The 17,678-nt window shown below is 45.2% G+C and carries 16 protein-coding genes and 1 pseudogene; 3 read left to right on the top strand and 14 right to left on the bottom strand.

Annotated elements, in window-relative coordinates; genetic code table 11:
- Positions 1 to 27 precede the first annotated feature (27 nt).
- The 12 genes from BBI11_RS03015 to BBI11_RS02960 all read right to left on the bottom strand — a co-directional run bounded on the left by BBI11_RS03015 (position 28) and on the right by BBI11_RS02960 (position 13,106).
- A complete protein-coding gene (locus BBI11_RS03015; protein WP_068460491.1) occupies positions 28 to 1,203 on the bottom strand; it encodes a sugar ABC transporter permease in 1,176 nt (391 codons plus the stop codon).
- A 13-nt stretch (positions 1,204 to 1,216) separates the two neighbouring features.
- Complete coding sequence (locus BBI11_RS03010) at positions 1,217 to 2,737, bottom strand: ATP-binding cassette domain-containing protein (RefSeq protein WP_068460489.1); 1,521 nt, start codon at positions 2,735 to 2,737, stop codon at positions 1,217 to 1,219.
- Between the two features lie 84 nt (positions 2,738 to 2,821).
- A complete protein-coding gene (locus tag BBI11_RS03005; RefSeq protein ID WP_068460487.1) occupies positions 2,822 to 3,952 on the bottom strand; it encodes a sugar ABC transporter substrate-binding protein in 1,131 nt (376 codons plus the stop codon).
- 183 nt (positions 3,953 to 4,135) lie between these two features.
- A complete protein-coding gene (locus tag BBI11_RS16215) occupies positions 4,136 to 4,357 on the bottom strand; it encodes a hypothetical protein (protein ID WP_083388988.1) in 222 nt (73 codons plus the stop codon).
- 288 nt (positions 4,358 to 4,645) lie between these two features.
- The gene (locus BBI11_RS02995; RefSeq protein ID WP_068460483.1) at positions 4,646 to 4,957 is read right to left on the bottom strand and encodes a hypothetical protein; all 312 of its coding nucleotides are present in this window, start codon (positions 4,955 to 4,957) and stop codon (positions 4,646 to 4,648) included.
- Positions 4,950 to 5,159 (bottom strand): helix-turn-helix transcriptional regulator, encoded by a 210-nt coding sequence (locus BBI11_RS02990; RefSeq protein ID WP_068460482.1) that lies wholly within the window; start codon positions 5,157 to 5,159, stop codon positions 4,950 to 4,952. The genes BBI11_RS02995 and BBI11_RS02990 overlap by 8 nt, the downstream gene beginning before the upstream one ends.
- A 196-nt stretch (positions 5,160 to 5,355) precedes the next feature.
- The gene (locus BBI11_RS02985; RefSeq protein ID WP_068460480.1) at positions 5,356 to 6,354 is read right to left on the bottom strand and encodes a tRNA dihydrouridine synthase; all 999 of its coding nucleotides are present in this window, start codon (positions 6,352 to 6,354) and stop codon (positions 5,356 to 5,358) included.
- A gap of 225 nt (positions 6,355 to 6,579) precedes the next feature.
- Positions 6,580 to 7,680 (bottom strand): threonine aldolase family protein, encoded by a 1,101-nt coding sequence (locus tag BBI11_RS02980; RefSeq protein WP_068460477.1) that lies wholly within the window; start codon positions 7,678 to 7,680, stop codon positions 6,580 to 6,582.
- A 36-nt stretch (positions 7,681 to 7,716) separates the two neighbouring features.
- The gene (locus tag BBI11_RS02975) at positions 7,717 to 8,655 is read right to left on the bottom strand and encodes a sensor domain-containing diguanylate cyclase (RefSeq protein WP_068460475.1); all 939 of its coding nucleotides are present in this window, start codon (positions 8,653 to 8,655) and stop codon (positions 7,717 to 7,719) included.
- A gap of 231 nt (positions 8,656 to 8,886) precedes the next feature.
- The gene (locus BBI11_RS02970) at positions 8,887 to 9,732 is read right to left on the bottom strand and encodes a DegV family protein (RefSeq protein ID WP_068460473.1); all 846 of its coding nucleotides are present in this window, start codon (positions 9,730 to 9,732) and stop codon (positions 8,887 to 8,889) included.
- 309 nt (positions 9,733 to 10,041) lie between these two features.
- On the bottom strand, positions 10,042 to 11,604 hold the full coding sequence (locus BBI11_RS02965; protein ID WP_068460471.1) for a BCCT family transporter: 1,563 nt from the start codon (positions 11,602 to 11,604) through the stop codon (positions 10,042 to 10,044).
- A 329-nt stretch (positions 11,605 to 11,933) separates the two neighbouring features.
- Positions 11,934 to 13,106, bottom strand: a complete 1,173-nt coding sequence (locus tag BBI11_RS02960; RefSeq protein WP_068460469.1) for an acyl-CoA dehydrogenase family protein — start codon at positions 13,104 to 13,106, stop codon at positions 11,934 to 11,936.
- Positions 13,107 to 13,575: 469 nt separating this feature from the next.
- Between BBI11_RS02960 and BBI11_RS02955 the strand changes: the two genes are divergently transcribed.
- Complete coding sequence (locus tag BBI11_RS02955; protein ID WP_068460467.1) at positions 13,576 to 14,331, top strand: SDR family NAD(P)-dependent oxidoreductase; 756 nt, start codon at positions 13,576 to 13,578, stop codon at positions 14,329 to 14,331.
- A gap of 345 nt (positions 14,332 to 14,676) precedes the next feature.
- Here BBI11_RS02955 and BBI11_RS02950 read toward each other — a convergent pair whose 3' ends face one another.
- On the bottom strand, positions 14,677 to 15,411 hold the full coding sequence (locus BBI11_RS02950) for a hypothetical protein (RefSeq protein WP_068460465.1): 735 nt from the start codon (positions 15,409 to 15,411) through the stop codon (positions 14,677 to 14,679).
- Between the two features lie 246 nt (positions 15,412 to 15,657).
- On the opposite strand from BBI11_RS02950, the gene BBI11_RS16745 reads away from it, so the two are divergent.
- Complete coding sequence (locus tag BBI11_RS16745) at positions 15,658 to 15,822, top strand: transposase (RefSeq protein WP_418312510.1); 165 nt, start codon at positions 15,658 to 15,660, stop codon at positions 15,820 to 15,822.
- Positions 15,807 to 16,624 (top strand): annotated as a pseudogene (locus BBI11_RS02945) (IS256 family transposase). Before BBI11_RS16745 ends, BBI11_RS02945 begins: the two are co-directional and overlap by 16 nt.
- 150 nt (positions 16,625 to 16,774) lie before the next feature.
- On the opposite strand, the gene BBI11_RS02940 reads toward BBI11_RS02945, so the two are convergent.
- Positions 16,775 to 17,674: a hypothetical protein gene (locus tag BBI11_RS02940; RefSeq protein WP_068460463.1), complete on the bottom strand. Its 900-nt coding sequence runs from the start codon at positions 17,672 to 17,674 to the stop codon at positions 16,775 to 16,777.
- Positions 17,675 to 17,678 lie beyond the last annotated feature (4 nt).

The raw sequence follows: 17,678 nt of genomic DNA, 5'->3' as shown, positions 1-17,678 counted from the left end.
CTGTGAAGGTGCTTGTCTGTGATGAAGTTACCCGCGTTGCTTGCGTGTCATGACGTCGAAAATAACAGCCGCGGCCAAGACGCCCCCGCGAATCATATACTGATAGGAAATGCCGACGCCGAGCAAGTTCATGCCGCTCGATAAGGACGCCATAACGATCGCCCCAATAATAGCGCCGGTGACTTTGCCGACCCCGCCAGCTGAAGATACCCCGCCGACATAAGCGGCCGCGATGGCATCGAGCTCGAACAAAGTCCCGGCTGTCGTTGTTGCCGATTGCAGCCGCGCTGTGAACAGGATGCCCGACAAGGCGGCAAGCATGCCCATCGAACCGAAGACGATCATGGTGATTTTCGTGACATTGATGCCGCTTAAATGGGCCGCTTCCGGGTTACTGCCAACCGCATAAATATTGCGCCCAAGAACGGTTTTCGTCGACAGGAAATGATAGATGACGACGACGAGCAGCATGATGACGACCGTCCACGAAAAGCCGTTGTATCCCGCAAGCACCCATGTGATATAGCCGATGATGAAAGAAACAAAAACCAGTTTCACGATAAAGATCGGCAAGGAAATCACTTCAAAGCCATATGTTACTTTGTTACGGCGCGTGGACAGTTCGCTATAAATATAGAGCGCAATGCCGATCACTCCAACAAGTACCGATAGCAAATGGAGACCATTCACTTCGACGAGTGATGGGATAAAACCATTGCCGAGTGAATTGAACAAATCGTCATTGACGATAATGGTACCTGTCGATTCCGTGACATTGAGCAATGCCCCGCGGAAAATCAACATGCCTGCCAATGTTGCGACAAAAGACGGGATGCCGATTTTCGCTACTAAAAAGCCATTGAACAAACCGATGATGATGCCGAACACCAAAACGATCGGAATAACGAGCCAAACGGACAAGCCCATTTGTGTCAGGAAAATCGCCGCTACAGCGCCGAGAAACCCGGCGACAAAGCCGACCGATAAATCGATGTGGCGGATAACGATGATGAGCGTCATGCCAACTGCCAGCACGGCGATATAGCCGGCTGAATCGAGCAAATTACTGATGTTTCGGGATGACATGAACAAGCCGTCTGTCATCACGGAAAAGGTCAGCATGATGACGAACAAAGCGATGTACATGCCGTAATCGCGAATATTGGTTTTGATCAGAAAGCGCGCTTCATTGAAAAAACTCATGGATTTCTACCCCCTATTGCGTTGCCAATTCCATAATGGCTTCTTGTGTCGTATTTTCTCTCGACAATTCTCCGGTGATCGACCCTTCTGCCATCACGTAAATGCGGTCGCTCATACCGATGATTTCATTCAATTCGGAAGAAATCATAATGATGCTCATGCCTTGTTTGATCAATTCGTTCATGATCGTATAGATCTCAAACTTCGCTCCGACATCGATTCCCCGTGTCGGTTCATCGAGGATCAGAATTTTGGGGCCCGTGAACAGCCATTTGCCGAGCGATACTTTTTGCTGATTGCCGCCGCTCAGTTTGCCGACTGCCAGTTCAAGCGAGCTAGTCTTGATGTGCAGCGATTTTCTGTACTCCGATCCCACTTTCACTTCCTCATTCAAATTCAATACGCCGCTTTGCGAAATTCCTTTCAAATGAGCTGCTGTCAGATTGTTCTTGATGTCATTAATCAAGAACAATCCGTTGCCTTTCCGATCCTCAGTCACATAAGCGATTCCGGCCTTAATGGCATCGCTCGTATGCTTGAATTGAACGTCCCGCCCGTTGACCTGCATATCGCCTTCCACTTTGTATTTTTTCGGATTGCCGAATATGCTAAGCGCCAGTTCTGTACGTCCCGACCCCATCAATCCGGCGATTCCGATGATTTCACCTTGTTTTAATTGGATATTCGCCTTTTTGACGACGTGGCGGCCCAATTGCGAATCATAGGCCGACCAATTATTCAGCTCCAACACCGTGTCGCCGAATTCATGATCCAAGCGTTTCGGATAGATATCGGCAATTTCGCGTCCTACCATGTTCTTGATAATGACGCTTTCTGAGATTTCGCCTTTATGCGCATCCAATGTGACGATTGTTTTCCCATCCCGCAAGATGGTCGCTTTATCGGCAATCGAAATGACTTCTTTTAATTTATGGGAAATCATGATGCACGTAATTCCCTGTGACCTCAATTCCTTTAACAGCTCCAATAAGTTTTCGCTGTCGTTTTCGTTCAAAGCAGCTGTCGGCTCATCAAGAATCAACAGCTTCACTTCCTTGCTCAAAGTCTTGGCGATTTCCACCAATTGCTGCTTGCCTACCCCGAGATCCTTAATCAAGGTTTCCGGGTCCACTTTCAATTTGACCTTTTCCAGCATCTTGGCCGACTGGACAATCGTTTCATTCCAATCAACAAATGGGCCTTTCCTGATTTCGTTGCCGGCGAAAATATTCTCATAAACCGTCAGATCCGGAAACAGTGCCAGCTCCTGATAGATGATGGCAATTCCTGCTTTAACGCTGTCGTTGATTTCATTGAAGCGCTGCACTTCCCCTTCAAAGACGATGTCGCCGTCGTATGTACCATAAGGGTATACTCCGCTCAGCACTTTCATGAGAGTAGACTTTCCTGCCCCGTTTTCCCCGATCAGGCAGTGGATTTCTCCGCGTTCGACTTTGAAATTGACATCATCGAGCGCTTTGATGCCGGTAAACTCTTTCGTAATGCCGTTCATTTCTAAAATATAGTCGCTCATCTCTTCGCCTCCCCTGCAAAAAAAACCTGAAGGAATGGAGAAATAGTGATAGGCGGCGCTACCACTATTCCTGTGTCCTATTGTTTATTCGATGCCCGTAAATTCGCTGGCTTCGTAATATTCCGTGTCGATCAATTCGGACTTCACGTTTTCCTTGTCGACCACGATAACGTCTGTCTGTTTCGCTTTCACTTCACCTGCGCCGTTATCGTAAGAACCTGTTGTTTCCGGCTCGTTGCCATCCAGTACTTCGACCGCCATGCCCATTGCATCCTGGACAAGCGTACGAACATCTTTGAAGACCGTCATCGATTGTTTCTCATCGATGATGTATTGGATTGATGCTTTTTCGGCATCCTGGCCTGTGATCGTGTAATCCGTCACAGCGGAATCCGATCCGAACACATCTGCAATCGAACGGGCAGTGCCATCGTTCGGCGCCAAAATCGCTACATCGCCTTTCAAATCTTCACCTACTGAAGTCAAATGCGTCTGTGCTTTGTTCTTGGATTCGTTCGGATCCCAGTTCGTAGTGACCTGGCCGATGATTTTGCTCAACTGGTCGCGGTCCAATTCTTTCGTGTCAGACAAAGCTTCCGCTTCGCTAGAGTTGGCGATCTTGAATGTGCCGTCAGCGATTTTCGGCTGAAGCACTTCCCATGCGCCTTGGAAGAACAAGAACGCGTTGTTATCTGAAGACGCTCCTGCATACAAGTACAACGGAATATCAGAGCCTTCTGCGTTATCGATCAAATACTGGGCTTGTGCTGCCCCTACTGCCAATGAATCGAATGTTACGTAGTAATCAACAGCATCCGTATCAGTGATCAAGCGGTCATAAGCAATCACGGTCACATCGTCTTTTTTCGCTGCTTCGACAGCAGCCGCTGCAGCCGCTCCGTCATGCGGTGTGATGATCAAGACTTTGATGCCTTTGTTCAATAATGCTTCAACGTTCTCTTTTTCTTTAGCTGAAGATCCTTGGCTGAAGAGAATTTCAGTCGAATAGTCTGAATCGGCCAATGCATCTTTAAAGCGCTGCTCATCCTGTACCCAACGCGGCTCATCTTTTGTCGGCAAGACGATTCCGACATCCACCCCTGAACCAGATCCTGATCCTGAACCTTCTTCTCCATCGCTATTGCAAGCAGCGGCCATTAAAGCGAACAACACCAGAATCATCAGTAACAGCAAACTTTTACCATTCTTTTTCATATCTTTTCCCCTCTCCCTTTGTCCATATAAGTCATTACTCTTTAAGTATAAATTCTGAAAACTTTAATGATAGCGCTTTCACTAGCACTCTTTTAACATCTTCTGTACTTTTTCAACTTTTCACTGAAAGCATTTCTAAAAGTAAAAAAAACGCCAATCCCTAAAAAGGAATTGGCGTTCTTCTCATTGCTCCTGTCCGCGTGATGCTTTTGGCGGTTGGCATGTGTCGCATTTGCGCTGGTTGTTCTTGTTGAATTTCGTAAAGGTCTTCTCAAAGTTATTGCCGCATGCGCATTTGAACAATAGCTTTTGGGAGAATCCGTGGTATTCCGTCGACAATAGTTTGCTGTCGGAATTGTTGTTGACAAATGTTCTGATTTTATCGATTGTCCATCGTTTATTCATTTGGTTACACCTCAATTTAGGATTGGCTGGAGGCTTTTGGGCATCCATTGCCTTGGGACAACGCATGGTTGTCTTAAGTCATCTATTATAGCACGCCTGGAGAAGAACTGTTGCATTCTTTATCCAGGTCTACAGGTGAACAGAAGCTGATTGAAACGTAAACAACCAGTTAAACCAAAATCTGCCGCCACCCCGCTTTCACACCTGGAGTCAAAACGCCGCCTATTAATCCATCGATTACAATGGATGATCGAAAAAGAGGACAAACTGTTTGAACGAGAGCCGGTTCTAATGCAGTTTAGCTTGTTGAAAACTGGTCACTCCATATGCTATGCAATGGGCGATATAGAGAAAGGTCATGACGAAAAAGGCAAAAGAAGCTCCTTCCACTATAATAATGGTTGCCCACGCAATAACAATAAAGCCAGACGTCGCTATCCATGCAGATGATCGTGCATTTACGTGGATGTTTTGATAGCGTTCATCCAATTGACGCTTTTTCTTCATATTGTGTCTGGCAATGAAATACGCAGCCAAGCCGCTCAAAACCCCAAAAATCAAACCACCGAGACCGATTAAATGATTCATTGTTTCATTCAATGTTTTCATCCCCTTCGAATTGAAATAAATCTTCAATATGGCATTCAAAAACTTGAGCGAGTTTATGGGCGAGTACAAGAGAGGGCTTATATTTTCCCTTCTCAAGAGATATGACTGTTTGCCTGGATACACTCAGCAAGATGGATAATTGCTCTTGGGTGATGTTGTGCTCAGTACGCTTTTCTTTAATGACGTTCTGCATATCATTATTACTTCCTCTCGCAAAAGTAAAGTTAACTTTACGTAAAGCTTACTTTACTACCCTCTGAAAGTCAACCCACTTTTTCGTCTTTCACTTTCCAAAAATTTTAAATAAGAAGCAATATAAAAAGCCGCTGAAAATATATTTTCAGCGGCTCACTCTATTTGTGTTCAAATTACATACTAGTATGCGAAAGTTAAATTCCGACCGAACTGTGTTTGTCGCTCTCTGCAGTGGCTAGCTGAAAAGCATCCAGCAAGGCCCGCACTTCGTCAGTCGTCTCCGTATGCATCAAATCATTGCGGAGTTCACCGGCACCACGGACGCCGCGCACGTAAATCTTGAAGAAACGGCGCAATGGCTTAAAGGCAATCGGCTCAGTTTCGGTCGAGTATTTATCGTGAAGGTCGAGGTGAAGACGCAACAGGTCGAACAATTCCTGTGTGCTGTGCTCTTTCGGTTCCTCTTCGAAAGCAAACGGGTTGTGGAAAATTCCGCGCCCGATCATGACGCCGTCGATGCCGTATTTGTCGGCTAATTCCTGGCCGGTTTTGCGGTCCGGGATGTCCCCGTTAATGGTGATCAAGGTATCCGGCGCCACTTCATCACGCAGCGCTTTGATCTCAGGGATCAATTCCCAATGCGCTGGCACAGCGCTCATTTCTTTTTTCGTCCGCAAATGAATCGACAAATTGGCGATGTCCTGCTCCAAGACATGGCGCAACCAGCCTTTCCATTCGTCGACATGCGTATAGCCGAGGCGCGTCTTGACGCTGACTGGTAAGCCGCCCATTTTCGCCGCTTGGATAATTTCCGCTGCGTTGTCCGGATAATTGATCAAGCCGCTGCCTTTTCCTTTGGCGGCAACGTTCGGTACGGGACAGCCCATATTAATGTCGACACCTTTAAAGCCTTGCGCCGCCATGCCAATGCTCATCTCGCGGAAATGCTCGGGCTTATTGCCCCAGATATGGGCGACGATCGGCTGTTCATCTTCCGTGAACGTCAAGCGCCCGCGCACGCTGTGGATGCCTTCCGGGTGGCAATAGCTTTCCGTATTCGTAAATTCCGTGAAATACACGTCAGGGCTCGCCGCTTCTGCTACCACATGGCGAAACACCACATTCGTCACGTCTTCCATCGGCGCCAATACAAAAAATGGCTTCGGCAATTCACGCCAAAAATTTTCTTTCATAGTTCAATTCCAATCCTTTCCTTGCGGGATGAAGCATTCCTTCATCCAAAAATTCACTGTCATCTATAATCGAAATCCAACAATATCAACTGTTTCAATAGGCTTTAGCTTTTCGTAACCTTATACAGTTTACACGATTCCACGCGCTGTGGAAAGAGAGGCGCTCCTTCCGAAAGACAGATAAAAGCCCTCACTGGTATCTGTGAGGGCTGAACGCAAAATCGGTTAATCGCCGAAGCTTTGTGTCATCTTCTGATCTAATCGCTTGAACGTTTCTTTCAGGAAATCTTCCGGTATTTCTTCGTACTGGTCTCCCATATGCACTTCAAAATAACAGGCCTTGCTGTTCAGTTCTTTCACATAACTGGTGAGGCCGATTCCTGTTTCTTGCCCGAGCTCCACGAGGATCGCTTCGACTTCTTCTTTAGGGTGTGCGAACTGAACGTGGAACATATTCGACACCGGCACTTTCGGCAAAGTCGAAATGCCTGTACAAGAATTAAACCATTCAGCCACGCGCTTCGCCGATTCGTAATAATGCCCCATCTTCTCGCAGCGTTCGTCGAAATAATAATCCGCCGATACGATATACGGGTAAAGGCTGATCAAGTCGCCGCCGTGACGTCTTTTCCATACTTTTGATTGCTGCGTGAACGCTTCGCCCCCAGCGAGGATAGCGCCTGCAATTCCACCGATGCCTTTGTATAAAGATATATAGACGCTATCGAACAAGGCACAAATTTCCGCTGCGGACTTTTCGTAATAAGGAGTAACTTCTAGCAACCGCGCGCCGTCGAGATGCAGCTTGATGTCGTGCTTACGGCAGTAGCGGGAGATTTGCTCCAGCGTCTCGAAGTTCGGCAATTGCCCACCGATTTCACGCTGCGGCAATTCCAACAGTACAGCCGCCACCTCTTCCTCCAACTCCGTAACATCCTGTAACTCGACAACCCGGTCCGGGTCCGTCAAATATACCGCTTCGATGCCATGCAATTCCTTCAACCCGTCTTCTTCATGGATTTCGAGATGGCTGAGCGGGTGATAGGCGACTTTTTTCAGCCCTTTTTCATCACACCACATCCGCAGCGCAATCTGCTGGGCCATCGTGCCGCTCGGAAAAAAGACCGCCGCTTCTTTTCCAAGGAAAGCCGCCATCTTTTGCTGAAAACTTTCGATGACTTGCCCGGTGCCATAGATGTCACTTTCCGTTTCATCTGCAATCGCTTCAAAAGCTTTCTTCAATACGCCAATGTTACGCGTGCCGTGATTCGCCAACTGATACGTCGATTGCTTAAAGGCCGATTGCAGCCGGTTCAGTTCAGTCAATATCCTCACTCCTCCAACTAGCTGATGTCATATCGATTAATAGAAACTAAAGCAATTCTTCCCCGATTTTTTCGCTTCATACAGGGCTTGATCAGCTTGACGAAGAAGTTCTCTCAAGTCCTGGTTTCCACCGGCTGGATACTGTGCAATGCCGATGCTCGCCGATAGCGAATAATCCGCTTCCCACTGGCTCAAGCTGGCAAGCAGGCGTGTTGCCCATTCACTTAATTCCGTAACACTCGCAGGCTTGGCAAAATAGACCAAAAATTCATCCCCGCCGAGCCGTGCCGCTAAAACATCTGTCTGACCTTCGATAAATTGCTGCAGCTTGGCTGCCACTTCTTTCAAGACGAGATCGCCTGTCTCGTGGCCGTATAGATCGTTGACGTTTTTAAACCCATCCAGGTCCAAGAAGAAAATCGATCCCCCTGCTTTCGAATTGCCATCAAAAAAACGGGTAAGGAAATGCCGATTGTACAGATCTGTCAGCGAATCCCGATAAGCAAAGCGTTCCAGGTCAAGGTAATAGGAGAACATCCGCACAATGCGCTGCAATAATGTGATGCTTCTTGCATCGAATTGACTTTTCTCGTCATTCACCGCACATAAAGTGCCGAAGCGGTCGCCGTTAACAAAAGAAATCGGCAGGCCTAAGTACGACCTTACATGGGCCGCTTCCAACTTATCTTCAAAATGCTTCAATTCTGGAGCGTCTTGAACATCCTCATAGACCAGTGGCTGCTTGTTTTCGAAATCCATCCGGCTGCACAATGTGTCATTCAGGTCGATCATCATGCCCTCGACCACAGGAATGCTGCTAGTATTCAATGAATGCTTCAAGACAATTTGCTGGGCTTCCGTGATGGAGCTCAAGTAAAACAATTGATCCGGCAAAATCTCTTTGGCCAAATCGATCACATCTTCTGCCAGCTCATCAAAATTTTTATACATTTCCAATTCCTGAAAGGTCTCCATTATGTCAGCACCTCGATTATTATCAGATTCTCGTTTTTGTCATATTGGAAAATAAATCCATTACCTGCTATTAAAAGAACTATTCAACACTATTTATTAAAGTTTAACACATAAAAAATGCCTCGTTCAGCTCCTCCATCCTTTTCTGGAGCACAGCAAACGAAGAAAAACCCTGGATTAGGCGCCTGTTACGCTACCCAATCCAGGATTCCTGGTGACCTTCATATACTTTTAATAAGTGACCCAACTCAACCCGGTCGTGCCTTCTCCGGCATGGACACCTACACAGACACTTAACTGGATGACTTCCACTTTGAGGCCTGAGAACTCTTTCATCAATTCGTCTTTCCACACTTGTGCGCCGGCTTCGTTATTGCAATGGATGACTGCCACTTCCGGCACCATCCCAGATTCCATATCCGCACGCAATGCGGAATTAACACTTTCCTTAGCGCGCTTGTTCGAACGGACTTTTTCTTTCATGACCGTTACCCCGTCCACAAAGGTAATGACCACTTTGATATTGAGGATATTGCTCAGAAAGGCTTGTGTCCCTGACACCCGGCCGCTTTTATGCAATTGGTTCAAACTCGACGGAATGAACGACAAATGCGTTTTGGCGGTCAATTGATTAATGGTTTCCACCACTTCTTCCGGTTCTTTGCCGGAAGCGAATAATTCATTGCCAATTTCGATCATCTTGCCCATCGGAAACGAGCCGATTTTCGAATCGATCGGGTAGACCGGAAAATCTGTCATATCGGCAGCTGATTGCGCGCTATTGAACGTGCCGGATAGGCCGCTCGACAAATGAAGCGCCACGGCCAACTCATAGTCTTCTGACTGCAATTTTTCGTACAAGGCCGTCATTTCACCGATTGCTGGTTGTGAAGTTTTCGGCGACACTTTTGCCGCACGTAATTTATCGTAAAATTCTCCTTGTGTCAGATCGATCGATTCGCGGTACGAGCCGTCGTCAAACACGACACTAAGGGGCAATACATAAACATGATGCCGTTGAATGAATGCCTCATCCAGTTGTGCAGCTGTATCCGTAATCCATGCTATTTTTTTCATGCGAATTTTCTCCTCTAGATGCAAATTCCATATCGGAAGCAATAGTCTGCTTATGCTAAGGTACAGGAAGTATAACCGCAACGGCTAGTGACAGATGTCACATAAGGGAAAATTAATGTAAGCGCCGACATCATTTGCACTTATCTCATTACTTAAGCTTATCGCCCAATAAAAAAACGGGCCATGATCCATTACAGATCATAGCCCGTCTCATGCTGTTCATCGATTGCTTTCAAGCTATACGTGAAACCGGTGCGTTTTGAAGACACCCTTTCTTTCTTCAATCGCTTTATCAGTTCCGAGCATAACTTAATTTCCGTCTGTCTTCGCCACTCTCGCCTGGCGTCTTGCTTCGCTGCCGAATTGCTCGGCATACATCGTCTTGGCCGCTTTTGGCGCTGCCCAGAACGTTGTCAGCAACAGCAAGGAAACCGGAATCGCCGTGACGACGATAAAGGATTGGATGGCTTGAATGCCGCCTTCGCTAATCATCAATAGCACGATGGCGACCGTCCCCATAATGACCGCCCAAAAGACGCGCATCGCTTTCGGTGGATGGCCGCTACCGGTAATCGCGACCGAAATGGTGTAAGCCATCGAATCCGCTGTTGTCACTACGAAAAGAATCGTGACCAATAAGAATAGTGGTGCAATGACGGTATCAAACGGCAATTGCTGCGTGATCGCCATCATCGCAGCCGGCATGCCGTCCGCGTTCAAGGCAGAAGAAATGACACCCGGTTCCCCGAGCTCATAAAACATGCCTGTCCCGCCGACTACCGTAAACCAGAACGCCGTCACGATCGGCGCCGTAACTGACACAGCCAGTATTAATTCGCGAATCGTCCGACCTCTTGTAATGGTGGAGATGAAAATCGCCATCATCGGGCCATATCCGAGGAACCAGCCCCAGAAAAAGATCGTCCAAGAACCCAGCCACGCGGAATCTCCGCGGAATGTGCTCATCGCCAAAAATTCCTGTAAATGAATACCGGATGCTGCTAAGAAAGTATCGGCGATAAAGCCGCCTGGTCCAATCACTAAAATAACCAGCATCAATAGAAGCGTCAACGAAATATTGACATTGCTCAAGAATTGGATGCCTTTTCGAAGTCCCGTGATCGCAGAGATCGTCGCGATCACCACGACCGCAACGATGATCATCACTTGGGTGAACAAAGTATTCGGCACGCCGAACAATGATTCCAGCCCGTAAGCCGCCTGCAAGCCAAGAAAGCCAATTGGGCCAATGGTGCCGGCTGCGACCGCGATAACGGCTGATGCGTCAATGGCAGTCCCCAGCACGCTTTTCCCCATGATCTTTTCGCCAAGTAATGGATACAGCAAAGACCGTGGTTTTAACGGCATGCCTTTTTGATAATGCGCGTACATCAGCACGATCGTTCCAAGCGTCCCGAGAATGGACCAAGCAAGAAAGCCCCAATGCAAGTATGACTGCGCAAACGCCGGCACGACTGCTTCCACTGTACCGGACTCTACTCCCGCAAAATTAGGGGACCGATCCAAGAAGTGATACATCGGTTCTGCCGCAGCCCAAAACACGCCGCCCCCGGCAAGCAAAGTCGTCATGATCATGGCAACCCATTTAAAATAGCTGACCTCGGGCTTATCGATGCCCCCAAGCCGAATCTTTCCGTATTTCGAAAACCCTAAAAACAAAGCAATAAAAAACGTTCCCAGCAATAATACTTGCCACAATGCGCCAAAGTACTTCACCGCAAAGGCAAATGCTGTATTTACAAGAGATGATACCATCTCCACATTAATAAATGATGCTAGAACAAACGCCACCAATAGACCGCCACTAATCCACATGACCGGCCAATCCGTCCTGGATGCATATTTCTTCAATCTGATTCCTCCTTTATCGTTCTGTTGTGCAAATCCAGGCCGTACAAAAAAGATAAGAAATCGTAATTTAGAATTCTACTTTCAATAGACAGCTGGCGTGATGATTTGAAAGGACCGCCACACCCGCAAGATTTTTTCAACAAGTGTCCAATTGTATCCGATGAAATAGCATTTGCCAACTCTTTAAACTTGAATTTCTTCTATTTTTTTATCAGCTGGTATTTGGCAATAAAAAAAGCGGAAAACCCTTGTTAGATAAGGGTTTTCCGCTTTAAATTCTTGCAACAATCATACTATTGAAACAGCCTTCTGCCCCAGCTATCTCGCCTTTATTTCACCGGCTGCTTCGCTGCCTGATTGGCGATCGCAAAATCCGCAAGCGACGGGATGAGCATGTCTTCCATCGGCGGGTTGTGAAGTCCTGCCCGCACGTCTCGATAATAACGCTGAAGCGGGGATTGTTCAGACAAGCTATGTGCTCCGGCCACACGCATCGCTAGATCAACGATGTCGACCGCTGAGTTGGTCACTGCGACTTTCACGGCGCCGAGTTCAGCTGCCATCTTGGAACGCTGCTCTTTGTCGGCATCGTCCCATTGTCTTGCGACGGAATACAGGAAATGCCGCGCCCGCTGCAACTCCAATTCGATTTCACCGATCTTTTGTTTCACATTCGGCAACTCGATGATCGGCCCGTTCAAGCTGTTCGGCGAATAGTCTTGCGCAAAGCGGATTGCGTAATCCTGCGCGGCCTGGGCGATGCCGAGGTAACACGCTGGAATATGCAAAAGCCATCCCGCCGGCTGCTTTTTGCCGGGCGTACTGATTTCGACCAAAGCCTTTTCCTCCACCCGAACATTCGTCAGCACCAAGTCATGGCTTCCGGTACCGGTCATTGCCACGCTATCCCAGGTTTCGTCAATTGCCACACCGTCAGCTGACCTTGGCACGAGGAAATAGCCGACTTCCCCGGTCTCTTCGATTACCGCCGTGACATTGAAATAATCCAACACCGGCGACATGGAGGTGAACGATTTGCGGCCATCGATGACCCACGAACCGTCCACTTTTCTAGCCATGGTTGACGGTTTGCCGCCTCTTGTTGGGCTGCCGGTCTGCTTTTCAGTCGCGCAATTATTGATCAAGGCGCCGCGTGCTTTGATGTCATCGAATAAATCTTCGAGCACCGACTCGTCCCATTTCTTCGTCTCGCCCAAATCTTTGACGATGCCCATATGCCAGCCAATCGACAAACCGGTCGACCCGTCCGCCCGGCTGATCGCTTCCTGATAGCGCAGCATCTCCGATAAGGAAATGCCCGCTCCGCCATATTCTTTTGGAATCGTCAGCGCCGGGTAATTGATCGCTTTCAATTCCTTGAAATTGTCGAACGGAAATGTTCTCTCTGCGTCGTTGCGCGCCGCGCGTTCTGTAAATGGCGCAACGGTTTCGTTCAATATGTCCATGCGTTCTTCAACTGTCTCAGCTTTTGTAATATCCATCATTCTTCACCTTTCTTCTATCTATTGCGTCCATTATCGTGCAGACGTCCTCTTGCTTATCCAAAGATTATTGATGCACCGAGTATAAGCCTTGAAGTGCGCTTGGCACAACTGCGATGCTTGTCATGGCCATACCCTCTGCGATGTTCCCTTTATACGTGCTGTGCTTCGATCGCCGAGTTCAGCTGCATGCTCTAGAAAAACTTGTCGTATCCACTTTATACCCGTAAACCCACTTTTTAATGAACTAATGGGTTTTTCAATGAATCTCCTTATTCCTTTACTAGCAGGAAAATAGTGTATACTCTTCAATTAAGTACACTTATAATTCCAAATACTCCAAGAAATTTTTAGTGAGTTAATTGGTAGTTAATTCATTGCTGATCTTTCAATCAAGAACTAGCACAATTTCACGAGAGTTTATTTGTTTCTGTACACTTACTATATTTATTTTAACGGAGGGATTTAGATGAAATACACAGTAATTACAGGCGCCAGCTCAGGAATCGGATATGAAGCTGCACTGGCTTTCGCAGCACGTGGCAAAAACCTGATCCTTGTCGCAAGAAGAGAAACCGAGCTCAATAAGCTTAAAGAGAACATTCAAGACATAAACCCCGATCTCGACGTCGTCATCAAGAAGGCAGACCTATCTGAAAGTGACCAAGTCCATGCACTATACGAAAGCCTGAAAGAATACGATATCGAAACCTTTGTGAACAACGCCGGCTTCGGAAACAGTGCAACTGTTGCTGAACAGGATGTAACTAAAACGGAAAAGATGCTGCGCGTAAATATCGAAGCACTCACCACGCTTTCCACTCTTTATGCACGCGACTACGCGGACCAAGAAGGCGCGCAGCTCATCAACGTATCATCTGACTTGGGCTATAGAATCGTGTCAAATGCCGTTACATACGCTGCGACCAAATTTTACGTAAGCGCATTTACAGAAGGCCTGGCCCAGGAACTACAGGACAACGGAGCTCGGTTGAAAGTGAAAATACTCGCACCATCCATGACCGAAACCGAATTCGTAAAAACGGCGCGGGAGCTTGACGATTTCAGCTATAGCGACAATGTGCAGAAATTCCACACCGCAAAAGAGATGGCACAGTTTATGCTGGATCTTTATGATAGCGAACAAGTTGTTGGGAAGGTCAATAGTGAGACTTATGAGTTTGAGTTGATGGATCCCGTTTTTCAGTATACTTCGAGAAAGTAGAATTCCCTGCCCTTGTGATTCAAATACAAAAAATCCCCTCTCACATGATGTGAGAGGGGATTTTTCTAAACGGGCGATGACTTAATCAGGCATGCCACCGCCAGCTGCTGGTTCGGGCAGGTCCGCCACTACTCCTTCAGTAGTGAGGAATGAGGAAGATTGATGTATTAAGAATTCCTATGTATATATAGCTAGAAGTATAAAGACTACTTCCTACATTTTTAATTACATTACAAATATAAAGTAGTTAAAAATTCCTGTGAAGCAGTGTTTGATGTCATTCATTACAATAAAAAATTATTCTACAATTAGCCATCGGTCTATTTATTGTTGATTTACCTTACCTTACTCATTTTTTAAAAATTCCTCAAATCCTTTTTGTCTCTCCTTAGCTTTTTCGTGTAAATCATAAAAGTTGTCTGTATTAATTATTATTTTTTCTTTTTTCACGTAAGTCTTACGTGTATCTTTATATTTATATTCGAGTTCAAAATCCAATGTTTTTAACCATTTTAATACATCCTTTTTATTTTCTTCATCGTATCCAAAATAATCGCCAATGCGAAATTCTGTATAAAAAAATATATACTCGTTCTTATCAACCGCAACCATTAATGGATAGTCAAACTGAAAGTCTCTTGGTTTAAGTGCCATTGTAGCGTTAGGCTTCTTTTTTAGTACAACGGGGTCGTCAGCTGAAAGCTTTAAATTTCGAAGTAAGAATTCATCTCTAATACCATTAAAACCTAAGTAATGTACTTTAATGTTTTCTAACGAACCTGCCCTTGCACCAAAATTTGTTATCCTTGATTTCATTATAATTTTGAAACCCATAATCGACTCACATCTAACTTCTACATCATCTTCATCAGGTGGAATAATCATTATGCTTGGTGAAGAATTTTTATATATTGAATAACCTACATAATATAGCGCAACAAAAGGTAAAATCAGAAATACCCAATAAGGTATGTATATTGTATCTGAAAAATATACAGCCAAAACACCTGCCAAACCTATAAAGAGGTTAATTTGTAAAATAATACTTTTAAAAACCAATTTCGTATAATTCAATAACACAGGCCTTCCTCCTTCCACATTCAGAATACTATTATATTGCAAAAAGTAAATTTCAAGCTCTAGTAAAAAAGAAGACATCTCCGAAGTTTTCCTCACAAATCTGGAAGCGGTGGTCGATACGCTTCTCCAAACCGGACTGACCGCTTTTCTGAATTAAGAGAAATACGACCGCATCGGTTTCAATTTGGGAATTCGCAGAATGGCATTTACACGGGGACACTCCATACGGAGTACGGAGATTTAACTTTGTCGATCCCACTGGACCGAAATGGCGAATTCAACCCACAGACGGTTGCTCCATACAAGTGCTCGAACGATACGCTGGAGTCCTTTGTCATCCACATCTTCCAAAAAGGCGTGACGGTGTTCGAAATCTCAGATCTGGTCGAGAAGATGTGCAGCCATTACTAAACACCACAAACCGTTTCCAATATGACCAAAAAAGCGATGAGCGAACAGTTGAAGGCGTTCAAAACACACCTACTGGAAGCACGTTAGGCCTGCGTCTATTTTTGAATGCGACCTATATTTTACTCAAGCGCGACACCGTCTTCAAAGAAGCCGTCTATATTGCGGTCGGCATCACGGGGGACGGTTCGAAAGAAGTGCTTGCCTATACAGTCGCACCCACGGAATCGGCATTCGTTTGGGAAGAAGTTCTCCAGGACTTGAAAGAACGGGGCATCGAAGAGGTACTGCTGTTTATCTCCGACGGCTTGAAAGGCATCAGCGATCACGCATCTTCGCGGTCTTTCCAGAAGCCAAGTATCAGGCGTGCTACGTCCATCTGTCGCGTGGCATTTCCCATAAAGTCCGTGACACGGACCGGAAGGAGATTTGCTATGACTTCAAATCGGTGTACCAGGCAGAGCGCCGAAAACTGGGCGAAGAGGGACTGAAAGCCTTTGCACAGAAATGGAAAACCGCTTATCCTAAAGTGACGAAATCGTTGGAAGCGAATCCCTTTATTTTCACCTTTTACGACTTTCTCAAATCCATTTGTCGAAGCATCTATTCAACCAACCTAATCGAGTCATTCAACAAAAAAGTGAAGAAATATAGCAAGCGCACGAAGCAATTCCCGAACGAAGATTCCTTAGACCGCTTACTGATTTCTCAGTTCGAAATCTATAACCAGAACTTCTCCACCCGCTGCTATATCGGATTCGATCAAGCTCGTGCAGAACTGGTCAAGATGTTCAAGCAGGCTTAATGAACATACATATAAGAAAAGTATTTGCTTATTTACACATAATTATTGAGGGTCTCAATAAGGATTATCTCCTAATACTTGCATTTACAATAAGGAGTTGATCATTCTGTACAACTTTAAAATGAAACTAGATTGTGAAGGTAGAGAAGACTAATATTTGAAAATATTCAAGTCACAGTTTGGATAAAGGTACCCAGTAACAATAACAGAATTCTTAGAAAAAGATGTAATCCTTTTATACATAATCCCAAAATATATTTTGCCGTTATCTTCTAATTTTATTAATGAACCTTCTTTGAATTCAAAATCCGATGATTTTCCATTCAGTTTATAAACTTCCATTCTATTAAACTTTGCAGTGCGAAGATTCAAAAATTCATCTCTGCTATTAATGGAAATTAAATTTAAATGAGATTCGTAAATAAGTTGATTGATAAATTCTAGAAAACTTGAAAATGCTTCTACTGTATACAAAAAACTTTTCTCTACATCGCTCTTAGATATTCTTTCAATATGTACTCTATTTTTTTTAGAGAAAGGAAATACTTCTCTCACAGCAACATAATTATTTAACATCGGTCTATATTCGACTTTTTTAAATTCGTTTTCAATATATTTTATTAAACCGGTTCTATGGAAGGCAACGTATAGGCTCTGAATTACTCTCTTCAATTTCGGTTTAGCAACTTCTCCATTAAATTTCCTAGGCATACCCGGAGAAAGTAAATCTTTTACAATAGCACTTAAAGATTGGGTAAGTTTTTTTGCTTGTTTACTTAATTCTTCGAACTGTTTATTAAGTAATATTTCTTCTACTCTTGCCTTATAGTGTTCGTGATCTTTTAAATCTATTTTCTTTATAGTTTCATACGACTGTACAATAGAACCATAGTGATTTAAGCCACTTCTTTTTTGGAAATATATAAATAAATTCCAAGCTCCAGAAGAAGTATATTTTTTAAGAGAAGTATATAATTCAAAGAACTTTTTCCCATCACTATGTTGACGCAATTCATTTCCTAAATCATAAGCAGCCTCTGCAACGTTCATAATA

Origin of the sequence: Planococcus maritimus (assembly GCF_001687625.2) — a bacterium.
Classification (GTDB): domain Bacteria; phylum Bacillota; class Bacilli; order Bacillales_A; family Planococcaceae; genus Planococcus; species Planococcus maritimus.
This window is presented reverse-complemented; position numbering and strand designations above follow the sequence as displayed.

Bases quoted from the DNA above. Each gene is read 5' to 3' on its own strand.
- BBI11_RS03015 (WP_068460491.1), bottom strand. From the start codon at position 1,203: ATGAGTTTTTTCAATGAAGCGCGCTTTCTGATCAAAACCAATATTCGC.
- BBI11_RS03010 (WP_068460489.1), bottom strand. From the start codon at position 2,737: ATGAGCGACTATATTTTAGAAATGAACGGCATTACGAAAGAGTTTACC.
- BBI11_RS03005 (WP_068460487.1), bottom strand. From the start codon at position 3,952: ATGAAAAAGAATGGTAAAAGTTTGCTGTTACTGATGATTCTGGTGTTG.
- BBI11_RS16215 (WP_083388988.1), bottom strand. From the start codon at position 4,357: ATGAATAAACGATGGACAATCGATAAAATCAGAACATTTGTCAACAAC.
- BBI11_RS02990 (WP_068460482.1), bottom strand. From the start codon at position 5,159: ATGCAGAACGTCATTAAAGAAAAGCGTACTGAGCACAACATCACCCAA.
- BBI11_RS02985 (WP_068460480.1), bottom strand. From the start codon at position 6,354: ATGAAAGAAAATTTTTGGCGTGAATTGCCGAAGCCATTTTTTGTATTG.
- BBI11_RS02975 (WP_068460475.1), bottom strand. From the start codon at position 8,655: ATGGAGACCTTTCAGGAATTGGAAATGTATAAAAATTTTGATGAGCTG.
- BBI11_RS02970 (WP_068460473.1), bottom strand. From the start codon at position 9,732: ATGAAAAAAATAGCATGGATTACGGATACAGCTGCACAACTGGATGAG.
- BBI11_RS02960 (WP_068460469.1), bottom strand. From the start codon at position 13,106: ATGGATATTACAAAAGCTGAGACAGTTGAAGAACGCATGGACATATTG.
- BBI11_RS02955 (WP_068460467.1), top strand. From the start codon at position 13,576: ATGAAATACACAGTAATTACAGGCGCCAGCTCAGGAATCGGATATGAA.
- BBI11_RS02940 (WP_068460463.1), bottom strand. From the start codon at position 17,674: ATGAACGTTGCAGAGGCTGCTTATGATTTAGGAAATGAATTGCGTCAA.